This is a genomic window from Dapis brunnea BLCC-M229 (assembly GCF_050015995.1).
Lineage (GTDB): Bacteria > Cyanobacteriota > Cyanobacteriia > Cyanobacteriales > Microcoleaceae > Trichodesmium.
In genome coordinates this window covers 14165-34314 of the sequence record NZ_JBNHEP010000042.1, presented here as the reverse complement: position 1 = coordinate 34314, position 20150 = coordinate 14165, and the positions used below count along the sequence as shown (strand labels likewise).

Here is a 20150-nt window from a genome sequence, read left to right as displayed (position 1 = left end):
AAATTTTTTTGGGAGTTTTGCTCAAAATTATCCCTTGAAAAACAACTTCTTAATTATGAATTATGAATTATGAATTCTCAATTCTTTAAAGCCCCGCTTTTTAAGGATAAATTTTTTGGGAGTTTTGCTCAAAATTATCCCTTTTAAAGATAAATTTTTTTGGGAGTTTTGCTCAAAATCATCTCTTGAAAAACAACTTCTTAATTATGAATTCTAAGTTCTAAATTATGAATTATGAATTCTCAATTCTTTAAAACCCCGCTTTTTAAAGATAAATTTTTTTGGGAGTTTTGCTCAAAATTATCCCTTGAAAAACAACTTCTTAATTGTTTAAAACCTTGCCTTTTAAGGGGAAATATTTTGGGAGTTTTGCTCAAAATTATCCCTTGAAAAACAACTTCTCAATTCTCAATTCAGAATTCTCAATGTTTTGGGAATGTTGCTCAAAATTGCCTCTTGAAAAACAACTTCTCAATTCTAAGTTCTCAATTCAGAATTCTTAATTGTTTAAAACCCTACCTTTTAAGGATAAGTTTTTTTGGGAGTGTTGCTCAAAATTCCCCCTTGAAAAACAACTTCTCAATTCTAAGTTCTCAATTCTCAATTCTCAATTCTTTATTTCCATACAGAAAAATCCTGACAAAACTGAGCAGAAGATAATAAATGAATAGGTGGATGTTGAGCTACAGAATCTTGTTCTTTCTCAGTATTGTAACCCCAGTCTGCCAAAAATAATTCTACCTCTTTTAAATCTGGTTGTTTTTGTACCGATAGTAAAGTTTTCAATCTATCTTCAACAAACCAAATAATTGCACCTTCACCTAATTCTGCCAGTAAAATTCTCAGAGTTTCATATTTCGGACGTTTACATTCTTTTCCAATAATATCCGTTTCTGGTAAATTAACACCTTGTTTTTGCAGTAGAGAACGAACAAACCTTCCCTCCTTAGTTGTCACAATAACTGGTTTAACCTCCGATACCATCAATTTTTTTAACTTTTCGACTACTCCTGGATAAAATTCATGTAAAGATAGCCATCCTTCTAAATCTTTTACTATCCATTCATCCCTAGTACGATCTAAACAAGCACCTATTTCTGCTCGATCTAAATTTTCCTCAATAACAATCTTTTCAGCGATCGCTTGCCATTTCTGAAAAATACTTTCTTCCTCAATACCTAATATTAAAGATCGAATCAAAACAGGCATTTCCCAACCAATTTCAATAACAGGACGTAACCGATAAAATTTTTTTGCTAAATCATTATTAGGTATTTCATCAGATGGTTGCCAAATTTGACAGTAGGTACGCCAAGCTGTTTGAAAATATTCAATCAACCCGTTGCATAAAACGCCATCAAAGTCAAGAGCTATAAGAGTAGGAGTTTTTGTTGGCATGGTCATTTCAGTTATCAGTTATCAGTTATCAGTACCTCCAGTAATATGGAGGCGAAAAAAAAAGGAAATTGAATATTAGGACTTATTACTTGCCATTCTCAATCCTAAAACATCATAAACTTTACTATATTTTGATTTTCTATTTATAAATATTATTTACTTGTAAGAAATTTCATAAAAAAAATATACAATTATACCAATTACTAAAAGTAATGCTACGCTTCAGCTATGCTTCAAAAGTTAAATATTTACCAAGGTTTAAAGTCTTTTTTTGACAATTATTAATCGGTCAGTATTGATTATTCCTACTTTTACTTATCCCCTAACCCCCCCACACTTCCCCAGCTAATTAGATATAGCATTCTTTTTGAGAAATGGTATTACCATTGATTTAGGTAGTAGGGAACAGGGAGCAGAGAGTAGGGAAATTATACAGCGAAACTTTCCAGATCAAATTTTTGAATTGGATAATTTATTTTTGCTATTCCCCAATAAATGCTAGGTATTGAGTACTTATAGTTCTCTGTGAACGTTATTTTTTCCATCTTCGTAAGTAGATGAAAACTTTTGAGGATTAGTATTACAGCTAGACATTAGCAAATAGTTATGGAATATTGCTCAATCTCTATCATAATGACAGTTCTACGAAAGATTTGACTAGATATCTTATATTTTGTCGATCCACAGTCTCCATAGATGTTGCATTTTTTAACAAAACTATGTTTTTCTGCTTTAAGTATGGTTAGAATAACTACAGGTTTATTAAAATTTAACAATTATATTTGTCAGAAGGCCAAAAAGTCAAAAGTAGTGGTTCTGATTATGTATGGATAAACCAAATTTAATGATGGAGATGTAAAATTATGAGCACTAATGGAACTATGACAGAAACTAATAAAACTACTGATACTAGCAGTAAACCTAATACCCAAAGTAGTCAGCCAACAAAATTGGAGCAAGGGTCTCAACAACGCACCACTTTACAAGTAGAGACCAAACCAGTACAGGAGAAAGAAGCACAAGGGACTCAAGACTCTGGAAAATTAGCCTTACCAGGAAATCGTCCTATTGGTACAACTCATCTTAAGTATACCCGTACAATTTCCAATCGTCCGATAGTTTCAACTGGTCTTCAAGTTGACCATACAATGTCTGCTTCTGGAATTCGTCCAGTAGTAGTTAGTGGATTAGAAGTTCATGGTACAATTACAGCCTCTGGAGTTCGTCCAATTGGTACTAATCATCTCAAAGTTGAGCAAACTTTGATGAATCGTCCAGTTGCTTCTAACGAAATTGATAGTGAAGGCTTGATGGGTTTTTTAGATTAGAATTTAACTATTAATCTAATTTAGAAAGCGTGTCTAAGGATTATTAATTTGCTGTGTTTGTCAAGATTTCAAATATTTTGGCAAACTATAAGTTTATGGCAAAGGTAACTGTAGATACCTTCAATAATTGATAATTGATAATGAATAATTGATAATTACCTCTCCCTAAAACGGATTTGATTGACGCAGTAGGGAAAATTTTTTCTTATCTTGGTCGATTGAATATGGTTAGGTAAGCTATCCATCCCATCCTAGGTCATGCTCCGCAAACGACTGCTTGTTTATCCTTTAAATGATAGGCTTTAAACCTTAATTATTCGGTAAATTATCTTTGGCTAGAATAATTATTTGGAATGATTCGTCTGAGGAATACCTAAAACTATATTGTCATTATTTTGTTTTCTATAGATAGTTTTTGATCCAAGTCAGGTAAAATACTATCCTTAGCCTATCTCCTAAAATTATAAATTTAATACTTAATCGAATAGAAAAAGGCTGTATATATTAATTAAGTAATCAAAAGACCTCTCCGGAAAAGAGAGAGTAGGGAGTAGTGGGAAATAATTAATGATTTATGCACAATAATTGATTTTATTTTTAATTATCGCAGATGTCTAAAGAATATTAATTTTATATTTGATATTTAGATTGACTAAGTAGACATAATTATTTTTATATCCACTGCTCAAATAACCAACTATAATTTTCTGTTTCCTGTTCCCAGTATCCGATGTTCATTCATAAAAAATCTTAGATTAATTTGGCACAGGTACGAATGTTATTTCAATTAGATTTATAGCAGTATTAAGAGGGTATCTATAAATAAAAAATTAAGCCTTGATGTAGGGTGGGTTAGGCGGGAATAATCTCACGAAATAAAATAATATTTCCCCGGCCGCCGGCCGCCGTAACCCACCGAATACTCGATATTTGAGGCGTTTCTTTAGATTTATTTTACAGATACCTTCTAAATGATTTGTAAAAAATTGAGAAATAGATAAAAAAAGTAAAAGCTTTATCTATATTTTTCCCAAATTATAAAATGCTTTCTACAGGATTCAAATAAAACCACTCTATATTAGTAATTTGTTTGACATAAAATTGAGAATTATGAGTAATTATTCTACTAAATTTCATCTACAAAACTTCAAAGTTTTCTACTTGATAGCAATATTCAGTATTGTTATTACAATTAGTGGTTGTAATTCTTCCGCTCAATTAACAAATAATCCAACAAACTCAGAATTAGAAAAACAAGTCTTACAGATTCTTCGCGATAACCCAGAAGCAATTATTGAATCAGTACAAGCTTATCAACAGCAACAACAGCAACAACAGCAAGCTAGTAGACAGGAAATATTACAAGAATTTAAAAATAATCCTCAAGAAGAAATTGGTGACTCTCCAACTTTTGGTTCTACTGCTCAAAAAATTGTACTATTTGAGTTCTCAGATTTTCAATGCCCTTTTTGTGCCAAAGCACAGGAAAATCTCAAAAAATTTATGGATAAGCATCAAGATAGAGTAACTTTAGTATTTAAACATCTACCTTTAACAAGAATTCATCCCCAAGCAATACCAGCAGCAAAAGCATCTTGGGCAGCTCAACAACAAGGAAAATTTTGGGAATATCACGATGCTTTATTTGAACAACAAGATAAATTAGGAGAAGAATTATATGTAGAGATTGCTAATAATTTGGATTTAGATATAGAAAAGTTTAATAGCGATCGCGAATCTGAAGCAGCGACTACTTCAATTGAAAACGATATGAAATTAGCTCAAAAAATTGGTGTTTCTGGTACACCTTTCTTTGTGATGAATGGAGAAACTTTTTCTGGTGCAGTAAAACTCTCTCAAATGGAGGAGACTTTAGCTAAAGTTACTCAGTAGATATTTTGCCTCGTCTTGCAAGAGACAAAAGCAAAATTTGTAATGGACTGACACAGCTAAAACTGTCGAGGGCGCTTTTTTGGTATAGTTCTGGCTATAGTAAGGTTTGAGCGTTTTTATAATGCAACATTTAAGGTGTGTCAGTCCAGTAATAAAATTTGACTATTCAGCTGCCGTAGTGGGGTGCTTCAGGAAATGAATTGACTATTGCTCTATACGCAATAGTAGAGAAATTTAACTATTCATCTCCCGTGTTGGGGTGCTTCAGGGAATGAAATAACTATTGCTCTATACGCAATAGTAGAGAAATTTGGCTATTCATCTCCCGTGTTGGGGTGCTTCAGGAAATGAAATAACTATTGCTCTATACGCAATAGTAGAGAAATTTAACTATTCATCTCCCGTGGCGGGGTGCTTCAGGAAATGAATTAACTATTGCTCTATACGCAATAGTATTGGATTGACACAGCTAAAACCGTGCATAGCCCTTTTTTCGTATAGTTCTTTTTATGGCAAGGTTTGACAATTTTTTTCTAATGCAACACTTAAGGTGTGTCAGCCCACTACAAATTTTACTAAAAATCCTAAATTATAAATTATAAATCAAGCTCAAAAAAATTAAAAATGGATTGTAAAACCCATTTTTAATTAAAATAATTTTTTATTAAACAGTATTTTTTGTTATCACACAGTAGCTAACTGAGGTTCAGGAACAGAAACAGGACGCTTACTATTACGAATACCACTAATTGCCTCTGCATAATCATCAGCCTTAAACACAGCAGAACCCGCAACAATAGCATTAGCACCAGCTTCTAGTACCTGCCAAGTATTATTAGTTTTCAGGCCACCATCAACTTCAATCCAAGGATCGAGTCCCCGCTCATCACACATTTGACGGAGCTGACGAATTTTAGGTAATACCCCAGGAATAAAACTCTGGCCTCCAAAACCAGGGTTCACACTCATAATCAATACTAAGTCACACAAATCTAGAACATATTCAATTAATTCTAGAGGTGTGGAAGGATTAAGAACAACACCTGCTTGCTTACCCAATTCCTTAATTTGGCCTAGAGTTCGGTGCAAATGAGGTGAAGCATTATGTTCTGCATGAACAGAGATAATATCAGCACCTGCTTTAGCAAAATCTTCAACATACTTCTCTGGTTCCACAATCATTAAGTGGACATCAAGAGGTTTTTGAGTAACAGGACGAAGTGCTTTGACAATTAATGGACCAATAGTAATGTTAGGTACAAAACGGCCATCCATTACGTCAACATGAATCCAATCAGCACCAGCTTTATCTATAGCTCGGACTTCATCTCCAAGACGGCTAAAATCTGCTGATAATATAGATGGGGCGATAACAATAGATTTCTTATCGGTAGTGGTCATTAGAGTAAATGTTCTCCTACTTACTGGATTACCGTAAATTTTAACACTAATTTAATTATTTATTATCAGAATGTGTAGATGGAGAAGTCCTAGTTTAGTTTTTAGGCTTGATTAAAGAGGAATTTTATCCAACTATTGTTAGAGTCTAAAAGACTGCGAAGTGTAATTTAAAGTTTGACCAAAATTCTCAACAACTATTTAGGATGTATTTATTTTATATATAGCAATTCTCATCTCTCTTATGAGGTAAAAAATTCATTTGTTTTAATGAGTAGGTAAGGACGTTGCATAGAATGGGAGTAAGTCGTAGTAATTCGGGAAACAGGGAATAGCGGTGCAACCCCGCGGGGTGCGACAGACGTAGGAGAATGCTGACCAAGAGAGGGAACGCGCACCAAGAGAGAAAAGAAGAAAAACAACTGTACCTCAAGCTTTTTGACAAACTTTATATAAAAATTAAAATCTCATTAGTTGGAGAAAAATTATTTTATTTCTATATAGAAAGATAGATAATATAGCAGTAATATTTGGGTTGATTACTATGATATAACTAATAAGCTGTTGCAGATTTTAACTGTGAATATACGTATTGAGTTAAAAAAATCCCGATCAATTAAATGTCTTTCCCTAGTCTTTTTTCCTGTGATATAGCAATCAGGAATCAGATGTGAGAATTGAGATGTTCCTTAAAAGGATAGAATATAGCAATTATCTTATGAAGAAGATACATTTTTTTCTTCTTTCCTGTAGCAATAGTGCCTCCATACCTAAAAGTCTCCAATATCTCACAACTCAAATCATATTGCTATATTTACTATTCTCAATATAAATGTATATTAGCTTAAGCATAATCTGCCTAATTTTAATTATCTAAGTAGTCATGCAAAATTAATTACACATACTCTCAAACTAAAAAGCTGATGCTGTAAAAATTACAGGGAATAAATAATAGTAATTAATTTTGCTTAAGCATTTAAATACTGCCAAAAATTTTACTTTTACCGATAACCAAAATAACTAAAGATGAAAAATACCGACCAACTTGAAAATCCTCACATCAACCGTCAAGAACTATTTTTATTAGTAACTCCAATATTAGGTTTCTTTCCCGCAATGTGGATTTTGCTTCGTCAAAAGGCTAGTCTACAACATAGAGCAGTAAGCCGATTAATTGTGACTCTAACCTTAATTTGGTTATTAGGAAATATCTTGTTGCAATTAGGAGGCGAAATAGGGGAATCTGGTACTATCACCTTGTTATTAATAAATAGCCTACTAACTACTAGCTACTTTATAGTTACTTTCGGACTAATGGTTCGGATATGGAAAAGACAACCCTTATGGCTACCAGGAATTAGCCAGATAGCAGAAAAAGTGGTAGGTAAACATTTATGATTGTTAAATATTCTATTAAACTGTTGAAAATTGAGATTTTCAGCAAAATTTCTCTGACAAAAAACTCTATTTTAATATTTAGTGTGTGAGGAAACCAGTGCCCGCTAATAAATTTTTAAATTCAACCGCTAGTAAAGAATCAAAAACAGAAAATTACCAGAAACAACCTTCCCAATTTACTCCCGGACGTTGGTTTGGTTTAGGTTTAGGTTTAGCTGGAGTGGCAATGATATCTGCCACAGCAGGAGCTTTGTTAGCAGTATCTCTTTCTAGCACCCCACTAATGCAACAAAGACTATCTCCAGAAGAAGCAGCAGTATTTTCTCAAAAAGATTTGGCCAAAAGCAGTATGAGATTGCCAGAGTTAACTCGGCCTGTCAATATATTGTTGTTAGGAATTAAGGTATTAACATCAGATTTAGAAGAATACCCGCATGATCAAGATCTAGGATATCATGCTTTGGTTAATTCTTTTAAAGGATTATCTGATACGATGCTTCTGGTAAGGTTTGACCCTGAAAATCAGAAGTTAACCTTACTCTCTATTCCCAGAGATACTCGAACTTATGTAGAAGATCGAGGCTTAACCAAGATTAATGCGGCCAATTATTATGGTGGACCAGCCAAAAGTGCAAAAGCTGTTAGTGAACTTTTGGGTGGGGTAGGAATAGACCGTTACATTAGAGTCAATGTACAAGGTGTAGAAAAATTGATAGACGCTCTTGGTGGTGTGAAAGTTCATGTACCTAAAGACATGAAATATCAGGATGATAGTCAACACCTCTATATTAATCTTAAAGAGGGAGAACAACATCTCAATGGCGACCAGGCTCTACAATTTATGAGATTTCGCTATGATAATTTAGGGGACATTGGGCGAGTCCAAAGGCAGCAACTTTTGATGCGAGCTTTTATGGAACAGTCGGTTAATCTGAAAACTCTATCCCGACTGCCAAAAATTCTTTCAGTAATTCAGTCTCATATTGATACAAATTTGAGTGTAGAGGAATTAGTAGCCTTAATGAATTTTGCTACTAATATTAAGCGACCTAATGTACAAATGTTAATGGTACCTGGTCAGTTTAGCAATCCTGAAGAATATAAGGCTAGTTACTGGTTGCCTGATTTGATAACCCTAGATAATATGATAGCCAAACACTTTGACTTTGGTTATGATCGTTGGGAAGTAGAAAACTTAGACTTTAACTATATTAGAGTAGCAATTCAAGATAGCACTGATAATTGGGAAACAGTTGATGAATTAGTTAGGTCTCTCAATGATTCTGGTTATTGGAATGTTAAAGTTGCTAAACCCTGGAGTAAACCTTTAGAAGTAACTCGAATTATTGCTCAGAAAGGAGATATTCAAGCTGCACAAGCAGTTCAAAAGTCTCTAGGTTTTGGAGAAGTTTTTGTAGAAAGTACGGGATATTTAAAGTCAGATGTAACTATTCAGTTAGGACAAGATTGGTTGCCAATTAAAGATGAATCTCAAAATTCACAAAATTGGTAAAAATTACCATTTATTTTTATATCCACTGGTGTAGAATTTGTAGTTAGGGCATTAAAGAAGGACATTCCACTGGAATGTCTCTACCCTAACACTATTTTATGAAAATACTTTCAAAATTTTATGAAAATACTTTCAAAAATTAGCAGACAATTAAAATTGTTGATTTCCAAAGACTCTAGTTATTTGGTAAGTAGGTTTTACTCAGAGAAAGTAAAATTAGTACAAACCCAACCTGAAATAACCAAGGAATCACATTAAAAAACCAAATTAATCCAATGACCCCTATACAAGGTGCTAATATTCTAGGAATGCCATCCAAGGTTTTGACATCAGTATTGAAACTGACAAAAATAGCTAGAAAAAAAAGACTTAAGGGAATTATATAGGTAATATTCATTTGATTTATAGTATTTATGAATTCTTGACATTGATCAATATTATAACTAATAAAAATATGGGCTAACTAAGTTTTAGCTTAGGAATTGCCAAGTTTGAGATTAATTTTTGGAGACATATAATGACACAATAATGTCTGATTTGATGAAATAGATACTTAATATTAATTGGCAAAGGGAGAAAAAATCCTCAATTACGGTTCACGCTCATCTCCAACTAGAGAAACTTCCTCTTCTCAACTTTCAATCAGAGAAATAATTTTGGTTTAAGATTGGGAATAAAGTAAATTTAGTGCCAAAATTTAGGACAGTTGAAATGCTCAGACTTGATAGGGACTTAGCCAGTTTCGAGTCAGCAACAAAAATGAAAGTTGAGATTATTAACTCAAAGATGAAACTTATAAAATTTATTCATTAGTAAACTAATCAATTCCAGAAAAAACTCTGGTATCTTAATTATTCAAAGAAACTAAAATAGTTAATCCAAGTTATTCAAAGTACATTACTCAAACTTGTCAATCATGTTAGGTAAATTTTTCCGCAAACCAGAAGCAGAACTAAGCGATCGCGTTCCTCCCGGTCAACACTTGGCTAAAGGTTTCCCCGTACTAACTTATGGTGAGACTCCTAATATTAGTAAAGACGAATGGGAGTTAAAAGTATGGGGTTTAGCTAAACAAGTTACCTTTAATTGGTCAGACTTAATAGCAATGCCACAAAACCACTTCACAGCAGATTTTCATTGTGTTACTCGTTGGTCAAAACTTGATGTTCAGTGGACAGGGGTAAAAGTTACAGATTTTATGGCTCATGTAGAATTAGACCCCAAAGCTATCCATATTATGGAACATTGCTATGGAGGTTATACCACTAATATTTCTGTGTCTGACTTCCTTAGAGAAGAAAATTTCTTTGCCCACACTCTATTTGGTGAACCATTACCTCCCGATCATGGTGGTCCTATGCGATTAGTAGTTCCTCATCTCTATGCTTGGAAAAGTGCAAAATGGATTAATGGGCTAGAATTTCTAGACAATGAAGATTTAGGTTTTTGGGAACGTAATGGTTATCACAAACGTGGTGAACCTTGGGCAGAAGAACGTTATGGATCTATTTAAGGAGATGGGAAAATGGATAGTGAGGTGCAGTTTAATACTAATTTCGGCGTTGGTGAATGATTGTATGATTTTTAGTAGGAGCGATTCGCGAATCGCCCCTACATTAGTCAGTAGTTAAAAGAGCTTTTTTTCTTACTATCAATCTTACTTCGATACGAATTTCATACCTTATTTCACCAATACCCTATTCCCTGTTATAGCAATGACTGAAAACAATAAACCTCAAAACTATCCAGCATCTCCAGAAATTATCCCTGGGTTTTCACCTTGGCTAACTCCCTTAACTTACTTTCTTGTATGTAAAGTTCTCTTACCTTTTTATTTCAACATAAAAGTTAGGGGTCAAGAAAAACTTCCAACTGACAAAGAAGCAATTATCCTTGCGCCGACTCATCGTTCTCGGTGGGACCCTCTAATTATGGCTTATATGGTAGGTTTAGTTAGTAACCGTTACCTGCGATATATGGTTTCCCAAGAACAAACAGAAGGTTTTCAAGGTTGGTTTATTCGTCGCTTGGGTGGTTTTCCCGTTGATCGCGATAATCCAGGGATATCTAGTATTCGTCATAGTGTTAAACTCCTGAAAGAGGGGGAAATTTTGGTACTATTTCCCGAAGGAAAAATATATCCTGAAGATAATGAAATTCATTTTATTCAACCAGGAGTTTCCCGTATAGCACTACAGGTAATATCTAGTGGTGCTGAACCGAATCTTAAAATTATTCCTATTAGTATTTTATACGATCATCCTGCACCTCCACCCTGGCGCTGTGGTGTACATGTTAATATCGGCGATCCTTTAGAAGTTAAAGATTATCTCGGTAATTCGACAAAGCAAGCTGCTCAAGAACTTACCGCGAATATGGAACTTTCTCTGAAGCAATTACATAAAAAATATTAGTTTTACAAGTCTTTTTAATTATAGGGGTTTGGTGACCAAACCCCTACTTATATCAAGTACGAAAATTACCAAATCTTTCTAAATTCTCTTTCCTTCTAATATCAAATCCGATTAAGTAGGTATAAAAAAAATTTTCCATCTTCGCGTCATTGCCAAATCTTTACAAGATTACCCAATTTCCCCATGTTCCCACACTCCCCAAATTCCTATCCTGGGAGGGGTTAGGGGTGGGTTTCAACACCCTTGATATAATTAGACATAGGCGTGAAAAAGATATAGATTTTTTGTGGCTAGTAGGGAACAGGGTATATATTTTCACGAAAAAGATACGAAAAATGATTTCGGAGAGTGAATTTGACAACTCTAGCTTGTCTTAAATAAAGAGCAAGTTTATTTTCTGGAGAGGTCTATTATACCAATGCTATCTCCTTTGATATAACTCCTTCTCCAATTATACTTATACTACCGGACTTGATATTACTACTAAATATTTTGTGCTTGAATAGCTGTAATTGCCACAGTATTAATGATATCCTCTACTTTGCAACCGCGACTAAGATCGTTTACTGGCTTTTTCAAACCTTGCAATATAGGTCCGATAGCGATCGCTCCTGTCTCTCTTTGCACTGCCTTATAAGTATTATTCCCCGTATTCAAATCTGGAAAAACAAACACTGTTGCTTGTCCGGCAACTTTAGAACCAGGCATTTTCTGAGCTGCCACAGCAGCATCTACTGCTGCATCATATTGCATCGGACCTTCTAATTGTAACTCTGGTTGGCGTTGTTGGGCGATCGCTGTTGCTTGGCGAACTTTTTCTACTTCTTCCCCTTTACCAGAAGAACCTGAAGAATAGGATAACATAGCAACTTTTGGTTCAATGCCAAATATAGAGGCAGTTTCTGCTGAAGCTAGAGCTATTTCAGCTAATTCTTCAGGGTTAGGATGAGGATTAACTGCACAGTCTCCATAAACTAAAATGTGACTTTCCAGACACATAAAAAAGACAGAGGAAACTAGAGAAAAACCAGGTTTAGTTTTAATTATTTGTAGTGCTGGTCTGATGGTATGTTGAGTTGTATGCACTGCACCAGAAACCATGCCATCTGCATCCCCACATTCAACCATCATCGTGCCAAAGTAAGATACATCTATCATGTAATCTTTTGCTGCATCCAGCGTCATTCCTTTATGTTTTCTGAGTTCATAGAAAGTTTCCACATATTCAGAGAATTTTGGGTGTTGTTTCGGTGTAATGATATTGAGGGTGTTAACATCTAAGTTAATGCCATGTTTTCTGATAGAACTTTCAATATCTTTGCGATTACCTAAAATAGTTAAATCAACTATTCCTTGACTGAGTAGAAAAGAGACTGCTTGGAGAATACGAGGTTCTCCTCCTTCTGGTAAAACAATGTGTTTTTTGAGAGATTTTGCTTGTTGATGCAAATTATAAATAAACATTTTCGGAGTAATACCATGAGACTTAATCTCATGCAACTTCGTGTCTAGTTGAGTTCCATCAACATACTTAGCAAATAATTCTAGACTCAAACGAATTTTTTCGATATCACCTGCAACAATTGAACCCTTTACCTCTTTTGCTTGAGCAGCAGTAGTATAAGTATCAGTTTCTACTGAGATAATGGGTAGAGGATGAGCTAAACCATCAATTAGTTTTAGAATTGATGGTGCAGGAGAAATACCTCCCGATAGTAAAATTCCTGCTAGAGAGGGATAATTAACTGAATGCTCCGCTTGTAACATCGCCAATATTAGGTCGCCGCGATCGCCAGGAGTAATAATTAATTGACCCTCCTCCAACCAATTTAATGCGTTAGAAACTTGCATTGCTGTTACTAAATAGTCAGAGACAAGATTATCTAATTTCTTTTTTCCATCGATAAGAGATGCTTGAAGTTGTGCTGCTACTTCCCTAACTCGTGGATTTTCCAGTTTCGAGGTGTAAGGAATTACAGACAGTAAATAGTTGAATTGGTCATATTCAGATGCTAATACTTGGTTAAGTTCATTAATGTGTTCCGAGACAACTTTATTAACTACAATTCCCATAATTTGACAATTTTTCTGTTGATAAGCATCCAGAGAAATTTGAATGGTACTGGTTATTTCTTCGATGCTTTTTTGGTAACCATTAGTCAACAGAATAATCGGACAACCTAAATTTTGTACAATTTCCCGATTAATATCGAATTCCAAAGCCAAACTTTGACCTAAATAATCAGAACATTCGCAGAGAATAAAATCACAATTTGCTTCTAAGGATTTGTATTTAGTAATTATTTTTTCTAAAACTTGTTCATGTTTATGTTGATTAATCAGTTGAAGTACTTCGCTTTCTAATAAACCATAAGAATCTTCATAGTTTTGTTGCAAATTAAATTGAGTAATTATCAGCTCAATTTCTTTGTCTTTTTTGCCTGTTGATGTTTTTCTAATTAGAGGTCGGAAAAAACCTACTTTAGTAGTTTTTAGTAAGGCTTGTTCTATAATTCCTAATGCAAGTAAAGCTTTACCACTGTCTGCTTCAAGGGTACTGATATATAGAGATATTGTCATAATTTTAATTCATCTTCTTGATTTATTCAAGGGTTATACCAGTTAAAAAAAAGAATGCTACAAAAAGGTGCATCTTGATCGGAGATACTTAAAAAGAGCTTCTGTAATTCATTTTAGACAGCTATATCTATCATTTTAATATTTCTTCCTTCTTCCCTCTTACGTAGGGACGTTGCATGCAACGTCCCTACCATTTATAACAAACATTTATCAAATCAGTATTACTTGGCTTGAAACATTTATTAATTTGTTTTTTTAGTGCTTTAGGTACATCTATTTCCCATTACTAAAGTTGTTTTATTGGAGATATTCAATCCTGATACCTATAATGCCAATTACCATGAATTAATCCTTAAATTAGGTGACAGTTCAATTATTAAGTAATTAACATTACCAAATAATCTTTTTGATAATTATTAGTCAGGAGAGTGTTGATTATTGATATTTTTACTTCTCTTTACTGTAGGGACGTTCCATGCAACCTCCCTACCTGCTCAAGAAACTGTATAAAATTTTTTGAGAAATATAACCATAAAATTGTCTATTTAACGATAACTTATGACTCCTTGATTGATATAATGGTCAAACGATATTTTCTTTATATATCAGCCTTAATCTTTGGCATCCCTTTTATCATACCAATTATAGGAAATAATTCTCCAATATTGAAGGTGCTGAAGTTGGAATAATAAAGAATAAAAAAAATGGAAAAAATATATAGATACTCTTGTTAAATCTAGGATTGTAGCAGCAATTTATGAATTTCTCCCTACTAGACCATTATAAATTTCTAATTTCATTTTTGTAGCATTCTTTTTGATAATTGGTATAAGAAAAAATTATCAAACTCAGAATATAATTGGTATATATGATTTTTGATGAAAAAATAATAATAGTAGACGCAAAACTTAAGCAAAATTTAACCATCTTATGTAACAATTTTATTGTAGAACTTAACTATAGTCGGTCGTACTAGATACGATACTAATTTTGTCCTGCAATCTTTGACTATAAGTACAAGCAAATATCTAAAAATTGCTGCATTCAATTCAAACAATGGGTATTTGCTATGCTTCTTAGGTTAAAGAGGCAGAATTTTGTATAAGGAATCTGAAAAGAATGGTCTCAACTCCAGAAAAAACAGCTTCGATCAGTGCTTTTGGCCAGGCGCGTTCAACAGTTGAAGGAACGCCCCTGAGTTCTGATGAACTCTACAAAATGCAAGCTTTTTGGCGCGCTTCTTGCTATTTAATGGTAGGGATGATTTATCTGAAAAAGAATCCTTTACTACGCGAACCCCTACAACCAGAACAAATTAAGAGTCGAATTCTCGGACATTGGGGATCAAGTTCTGGTCAAGCATTTATCTGGATACATCTCAACCGGATTATCAAAAAATTTGACCTCGATATGATTTATATGTCTGGGCCTGGACATGGCGCACCAGGAGTATTAGCCCCAACTTATTTGGAAGACACTTACTCAGAAGTCTATCCTGACAAAGGTCAAAATATACAAGGTCTAGAAAAATTCTTTAAAGAATTCTCTTTCCCCGGTGGTATTGGTAGTCACTGTACACCAGAAACTCCTGGTTCTATCCATGAGGGTGGTGAACTTGGTTATGTAATTTCTCATGCCACAGGTTCAATTCTTGATAATCCAGATTTAATTTCTGTGCCAGTTGTAGGAGATGGTGAGTCAGAAACAGGACCTCTAGCTACATCTTGGCATTCTAATAAATTTATAAATCCAATTACAGATGGTGCTATCTTACCAATTCTGCACTTGAATGGTTATAAGATTAACAACCCTACAATTTTAGCTAGAATCAGCCACGATGATTTAAGAAATCTATTTTTGGGTTATGGTTATCAACCATATTTTGTAGAAGGTTCCGATCCAGATACTATGCACCAAGCAATGGCTGCAACTTTAGATCATTGTGTTCAAGAAATCAAAGCTATTCAGGAAGAAGCTAGGAGTTCTGGCAATGCCGATCTGCCACGGTGGCCGATGATTATATTCCGGACACCTAAAGGATGGTCAGCTCCCTCAGAAATTGATGGACACAAAGTTGAAGGTTTCTGGCGGGCACACCAAGTACCGATGACTGATGTTGCTAAAAATCCAGAACATCTAAAAATTTTAGAAGAGTGGCTGCGCAGCTACAAACCAGAAGAACTTTTTGATGAAAATGGCAAATTTAAAGCAGAATTAAGAGAAATAGCTCCTTATGGTGCCCGTCGGATGAGTGCTAACCCTCATGCCAATGGTGGTCTTCTCTGCAAACAATTGAATATGCCTAAATTCCAGGAATACGGTATACAGGTAGATAAGCCTGGAACAATAGAAGCAGAAAATACTCGTCCTTTGGGTGTATTTCTCCGGGATGTCATGGCTAAGAACATGAATAATTTCCGGGTATTCGGACCTGATGAAAATACTTCTAATAAACTGAATGCTATTTATGAAGTTAGTAAGAAAACTTGGATGGCAGAGTTTCTACCGGAAGACTTGGATGGTGGGGAGCTTGCACGAGATGGTCGCGTGATGGAAATGTTGAGCGAACATACTCTTGAAGGTTGGATGGAAGGATACATTTTGACGGGAAGGCACGGCTTTTTCTCTACATATGAGGCATTTGCTCATGTAATTGATTCAATGGTGGGTCAGCACACAAAGTGGATTGAAAAGTGCAATGAACTTAGTTGGCGTGAAAAAATTCCTTCTCTAAATTTGTTGATTACTTCTACAGTTTGGCGACAAGACCACAACGGTTTTACTCACCAAGATCCAGGTTTCCTAGATGTAGTTTCTAACAAGACTCCAGATGTAACTCGGATTTATCTACCACCTGATGTTAACTGTTTGTTATCGGTTGCTGACCACTGTTTGCGGAGCAAAAACTATGTAAATGTGATTGTGTCTGACAAACAGATGCACTTACAATACATGGATATGGATGCTGCTATTAAGCATTGTACTAAGGGTATTGGTATTTGGGATTGGGCAAGTAACGATCAAGGAATGGAGCCTGATGTTGTGTTGGCAACTGCTGGAGACATTCCGACTAAGGAAGCTTTGGCTGCTAGTGTTCTTCTACGAGAAGCTTTCCCTGACTTGAAGATTCGCTTTATCAATGTGGTCGATCTGTTTAAGTTACAACCAGAAACAGAGCATCCTCATGGATTGAACGATCGCGACTTTGATACTTTGTTTACGCTGGATAAACCAATTATCTTTAACTTCCACGGTTATCCTTGGTTGATTCACCGTTATACTTACCGTCGCACTAATCACAAGAATCTCCATGTCCGAGGTTATAAAGAAAAGGGTAATATTAATACACCTTTAGAATTAGCTATTCGGAACAATATTGACCGCTTCAGTATTGCGATGGATGTGATTGACCGAGTAGACAAACTAAAGGTTGCAGGTGCTCATGTAAAAGAACATTTACGCAATGAGCAAATTTCTTGTCAAAACTATGCGTACGAGTATGGTGCTGACCGACCTGATGTTGTTAGTTGGAAGTGGCCTTACTAGGTGAAGTCAGGAGTCAGAAGTTAGGAGTTAAATTATTACTGTCAGTCAATTTGAGAGTTTTAGAATTTCCTAATCGCCCTGGTGAATGCTATACAACTTTCATATCTAGAATGTTGCAGTAGTAGGTTGGGTTGCGCTAACGCTTAACCCAACAATCATTTTACTGGAACTGATAGATCATTGTTGATAGTTATAGCAGTCGAAGCAAAGATGGGAACATTTCTAAATACTAAAACCAACTCAGAGATTACTTTTGACTTTTGCCTTTTGACTTTTAACTTATGCGTAGTGCTATATATTTGTTGGGTTTCGGTTCCTCAACCCAACATACTAGCGTGTCTAGATTTATTTTGTGAGTAAGTTTCAGTATAATGAAGACCTCTCCCCCAACCCCTCTCCTGTAAGAAGAGGGCTGAGTGTTCTCCCCCTTCTCACTGCTACCGAGAAGCAACCTAGTTAGGGAAAGGGGGTTGGGGGATTAGGTTTTTACCCACAATTTTAGTCTAGACGAGCTACTACGCTTATTCCCTATTCCCTATTCCCTAATTAAGACGAGCTACTACGCTTATTCCCTATTCCCTATTCCCTAATTAAAATGAAAGTTGCTGTTTTTAGTACCGAAAAATACGATCGCCAATTTTTAGAGGCAGCTAATACTGCTACTAATGCTAACCATGATTTTATTTTCCATGAAACTCGACTGGAGGCAAAAACTGCTACTTTGGCAACGGAATGTTCAGCAGTTTGTGTATTTGTAAATGATGATTTAGGTGCTGAAACTCTGAAAATCTTAGCGGAGCAGGGTACTCGTCTAGTAGCTTTGCGGTCTACAGGATTTAATAATGTTGACCTGGAAACTGCTGCTGAAGTTGGTATTAAAGTTATGCGAGTGACTGTTTATTCTCCCTATTCAGTAGCAGAATTTGCTGTTGGGATGATGATGATGCTTAACCGTAAATTATATAAAGCTTATAATCGAGTGCGTGATGATAATTTCTCTTTAAATGGTTTATTAGGATTTGATTTACACGGTCGTACAGTTGGAATTGTCGGAACTGGTAAAATAGGTGTTATTGTTGCTCAGATTTTACATGGTTTTGGTTGTCATTTAGTTGGATACGATCCTTATCCTAATCCCAAATTTGCAGAAATTGATGATGCTCGTTATGTAGATTTACCTGAATTATTGGAAAGCTCTGATATTATTTCGTTGCATTGTCCTCTAACACCAGAAAATCATCATTTAATTAATCCTCAAACTATCAATAAAATGAAACGAGGAGTGATGTTAATTAACACCAGTCGCGGTCAATTAATTGATACAAAATCTGCTATTGAAGGGATAAAATCTGGAATTATTGGTTATTTTGGAATTGATGTTTATGAACAAGAAGAGAATATTTTCTTTAAAGATTTATCTGACACAATTATTCAGGATGATACTTTTCAATTATTACAATCTTTCCCTAATGTTTTGATTACTTCTCATCAAGCATTTTTTACTCAGGAAGCAATGAATGATATTGCGACTACAACTATTTCTAATATTACTAATTTTGAGGCAGGAAATTATCTGATAAATGAGGTAAAACTTCCTGAAAAAGTTACCGCTAAGGCTTGAAATTAATTAGATGAAATCAAGATAGTTTGATTATTTTATTGTCATTGCTAGGCGGTAATAAAACAATTTAACCTGACTGGATAAAGGATATTCTTAACCGACGGAATCTATAATACCATTTCTCAAAAAGAATGCTATACCCGATAGGGTGGGGAATCGTGGGGAGAAATAAACATAAGAATAATAAACATTAAATGGGCTATTATTAGCAAAAAAGTAATTTATCCTGTGTTAATTACTTAATAACTGAAGTGCGACCTAAGTATAGCAATGCTTTTGGAAATTGGTATAAAATAACTGTGATACCAAAGATTTCTACGGGGGGAATAGTTGTGTAAACCAAAATAATTTCTCTCTCATCCCCCCTCGTAATGACAGTTAATATAAAATATCTGATTAATTGTATAAGAGACTGTTTGTAAAATAAGTATTAAGAGAACATGCGAGTGACTAAAATCTAAAAGCGGTAATACTTCAAGAGATTGAAATTTGGTAGGTAGAGAAGTATTCAGTACATATATTCCTAGATTTTTAAGCGACAAATATTTGTCTTGATTTCTTCCTCCTTATTCCCTATTCCCTATTCCCTATTCCCTGTTCCCTGTTCCCTGTTCCCTGTTCCCTGTTCCCTATCTCCTTTTTATATTTCCTTTACAAACAATCTCTAATTAAGCTCGTAGTTGGGATTTACCCTAACATAAGTATTGTAAGGGCTAAAGCCCAACTACAAACAATTAATGCTAGGCGATCGCTTGCACGGGAGCAAGATGCTCCCACTCCTAAACAATTGAATAGGTTTTGTTGAGAAACCCTTTTTCCTATTATACCAAGCGTGAAAAAAGAATGTTACAGCATATTCCAGGTATATGAAGTACAGATATTAACAATTAAGTGTTTATAGTGCGGGGATCTTGCCCGCGATAGGTGTACCGCACTTAGGTGGAATCTGCTGTATGAATAACTAAATGTAATTAAAAGACTTTACAGGAGATTTTCCTTTGACAGAAAAGATAATTTCTGAGCTAAAAATGGTATTTAAGCCATTCATTATGACTCCTGAC

At 34.8% G+C, this 20150-nt stretch carries 12 protein-coding genes; 8 read left to right on the top strand and 4 right to left on the bottom strand.

The genetic code is table 11. The features are described from left to right. Window positions 1–615: 615 nt before the first annotated feature. Complete coding sequence (locus ACP6PM_RS03990) at window positions 616–1398, bottom strand: HAD family hydrolase (RefSeq protein ID WP_426582056.1); 783 nt, start codon at window positions 1396–1398, stop codon at window positions 616–618. An 863-nt stretch (window positions 1399–2261) separates the two neighbouring features. Here ACP6PM_RS03990 and ACP6PM_RS03985 point away from each other — a divergent pair. Both ACP6PM_RS03985 and ACP6PM_RS03980 read left to right on the top strand, forming a co-directional pair. After that, window positions 2262–2726 (top strand): hypothetical protein, encoded by a 465-nt coding sequence (locus tag ACP6PM_RS03985; protein WP_426582044.1) that lies wholly within the window; start codon window positions 2262–2264, stop codon window positions 2724–2726. 1110 nt (window positions 2727–3836) lie between these two features. Continuing rightward, a complete protein-coding gene (locus ACP6PM_RS03980) occupies window positions 3837–4619 on the top strand; it encodes a DsbA family protein (protein ID WP_426582042.1) in 783 nt (260 codons plus the stop codon). 684 nt (window positions 4620–5303) lie between these two features. Here the strand turns inward: ACP6PM_RS03980 and rpe are convergent. After that, on the bottom strand, window positions 5304–6020 hold the full coding sequence (gene rpe, locus ACP6PM_RS03975) for a ribulose-phosphate 3-epimerase (RefSeq protein WP_426582040.1): 717 nt from the start codon (window positions 6018–6020) through the stop codon (window positions 5304–5306). Between the two features lie 1023 nt (window positions 6021–7043). Between rpe and ACP6PM_RS03970 the strand changes: the two genes are divergently transcribed. Continuing rightward, window positions 7044–7415 (top strand): hypothetical protein, encoded by a 372-nt coding sequence (locus tag ACP6PM_RS03970; RefSeq protein ID WP_293095210.1) that lies wholly within the window; start codon window positions 7044–7046, stop codon window positions 7413–7415. Window positions 7416–7512: 97 nt separating this feature from the next. Next, on the top strand, window positions 7513–8928 hold the full coding sequence (locus tag ACP6PM_RS03965) for an LCP family protein (protein WP_426582038.1): 1416 nt from the start codon (window positions 7513–7515) through the stop codon (window positions 8926–8928). A 175-nt stretch (window positions 8929–9103) separates the two neighbouring features. Here the strand turns inward: ACP6PM_RS03965 and ACP6PM_RS03960 are convergent, their stop codons facing one another. Beyond that, window positions 9104–9325 carry a hypothetical protein gene (locus ACP6PM_RS03960; protein ID WP_293095205.1) on the bottom strand — a complete coding sequence of 74 codons (222 nt, stop codon included), beginning with the start codon at window positions 9323–9325 and terminating at the stop codon, window positions 9104–9106. Window positions 9326–9844: 519 nt separating this feature from the next. Between ACP6PM_RS03960 and ACP6PM_RS03955 the strand changes: the two genes are divergently transcribed. After that, a complete protein-coding gene (locus tag ACP6PM_RS03955) occupies window positions 9845–10441 on the top strand; it encodes a sulfite oxidase-like oxidoreductase (RefSeq protein WP_426582036.1) in 597 nt (198 codons plus the stop codon). 202 nt (window positions 10442–10643) lie between these two features. Beyond that, window positions 10644–11342 carry a lysophospholipid acyltransferase family protein gene (locus ACP6PM_RS03950; protein ID WP_426582034.1) on the top strand — a complete coding sequence of 233 codons (699 nt, stop codon included), beginning with the start codon at window positions 10644–10646 and terminating at the stop codon, window positions 11340–11342. A 483-nt stretch (window positions 11343–11825) separates the two neighbouring features. Here the strand turns inward: ACP6PM_RS03950 and pta are convergent, their stop codons facing one another. Then, window positions 11826–13922 carry a phosphate acetyltransferase gene (pta, locus tag ACP6PM_RS03945; RefSeq protein ID WP_426582032.1) on the bottom strand — a complete coding sequence of 699 codons (2097 nt, stop codon included), beginning with the start codon at window positions 13920–13922 and terminating at the stop codon, window positions 11826–11828. 1119 nt (window positions 13923–15041) lie between these two features. On the opposite strand from pta, the gene ACP6PM_RS03940 reads away from it, so the two are divergent. Together ACP6PM_RS03940 and ACP6PM_RS03935 are read left to right on the top strand one after the other, a co-directional pair. Next, on the top strand, window positions 15042–17468 hold the full coding sequence (locus ACP6PM_RS03940) for a phosphoketolase family protein (RefSeq protein WP_426582030.1): 2427 nt from the start codon (window positions 15042–15044) through the stop codon (window positions 17466–17468). Window positions 17469–18063: 595 nt separating this feature from the next. Then, entirely contained in the window at window positions 18064–19089 is a 1026-nt protein-coding gene (locus tag ACP6PM_RS03935; RefSeq protein WP_426582028.1) for a 2-hydroxyacid dehydrogenase, read from the top strand. The last annotated feature ends 1061 nt before the right edge of the window (window positions 19090–20150 follow it).

Excerpts from the sequence above, each read along its gene's own strand:
- ACP6PM_RS03990 (WP_426582056.1), bottom strand. The coding sequence starts at position 1,398 with ATGCCAACAAAAACTCCTACTCTTATAGCTCTTGACTTTGATGGCGTT.
- ACP6PM_RS03985 (WP_426582044.1), top strand. The coding sequence starts at position 2,262 with ATGAGCACTAATGGAACTATGACAGAAACTAATAAAACTACTGATACT.
- ACP6PM_RS03980 (WP_426582042.1), top strand. The coding sequence starts at position 3,837 with ATGAGTAATTATTCTACTAAATTTCATCTACAAAACTTCAAAGTTTTC.
- rpe (WP_426582040.1), bottom strand. The coding sequence starts at position 6,020 with ATGACCACTACCGATAAGAAATCTATTGTTATCGCCCCATCTATATTA.
- ACP6PM_RS03970 (WP_293095210.1), top strand. The coding sequence starts at position 7,044 with ATGAAAAATACCGACCAACTTGAAAATCCTCACATCAACCGTCAAGAA.
- ACP6PM_RS03960 (WP_293095205.1), bottom strand. The coding sequence starts at position 9,325 with ATGAATATTACCTATATAATTCCCTTAAGTCTTTTTTTTCTAGCTATT.
- ACP6PM_RS03955 (WP_426582036.1), top strand. The coding sequence starts at position 9,845 with ATGTTAGGTAAATTTTTCCGCAAACCAGAAGCAGAACTAAGCGATCGC.
- ACP6PM_RS03950 (WP_426582034.1), top strand. The coding sequence starts at position 10,644 with ATGACTGAAAACAATAAACCTCAAAACTATCCAGCATCTCCAGAAATT.
- pta (WP_426582032.1), bottom strand. The coding sequence starts at position 13,922 with ATGACAATATCTCTATATATCAGTACCCTTGAAGCAGACAGTGGTAAA.
- ACP6PM_RS03940 (WP_426582030.1), top strand. The coding sequence starts at position 15,042 with ATGGTCTCAACTCCAGAAAAAACAGCTTCGATCAGTGCTTTTGGCCAG.
- ACP6PM_RS03935 (WP_426582028.1), top strand. The coding sequence starts at position 18,064 with ATGAAAGTTGCTGTTTTTAGTACCGAAAAATACGATCGCCAATTTTTA.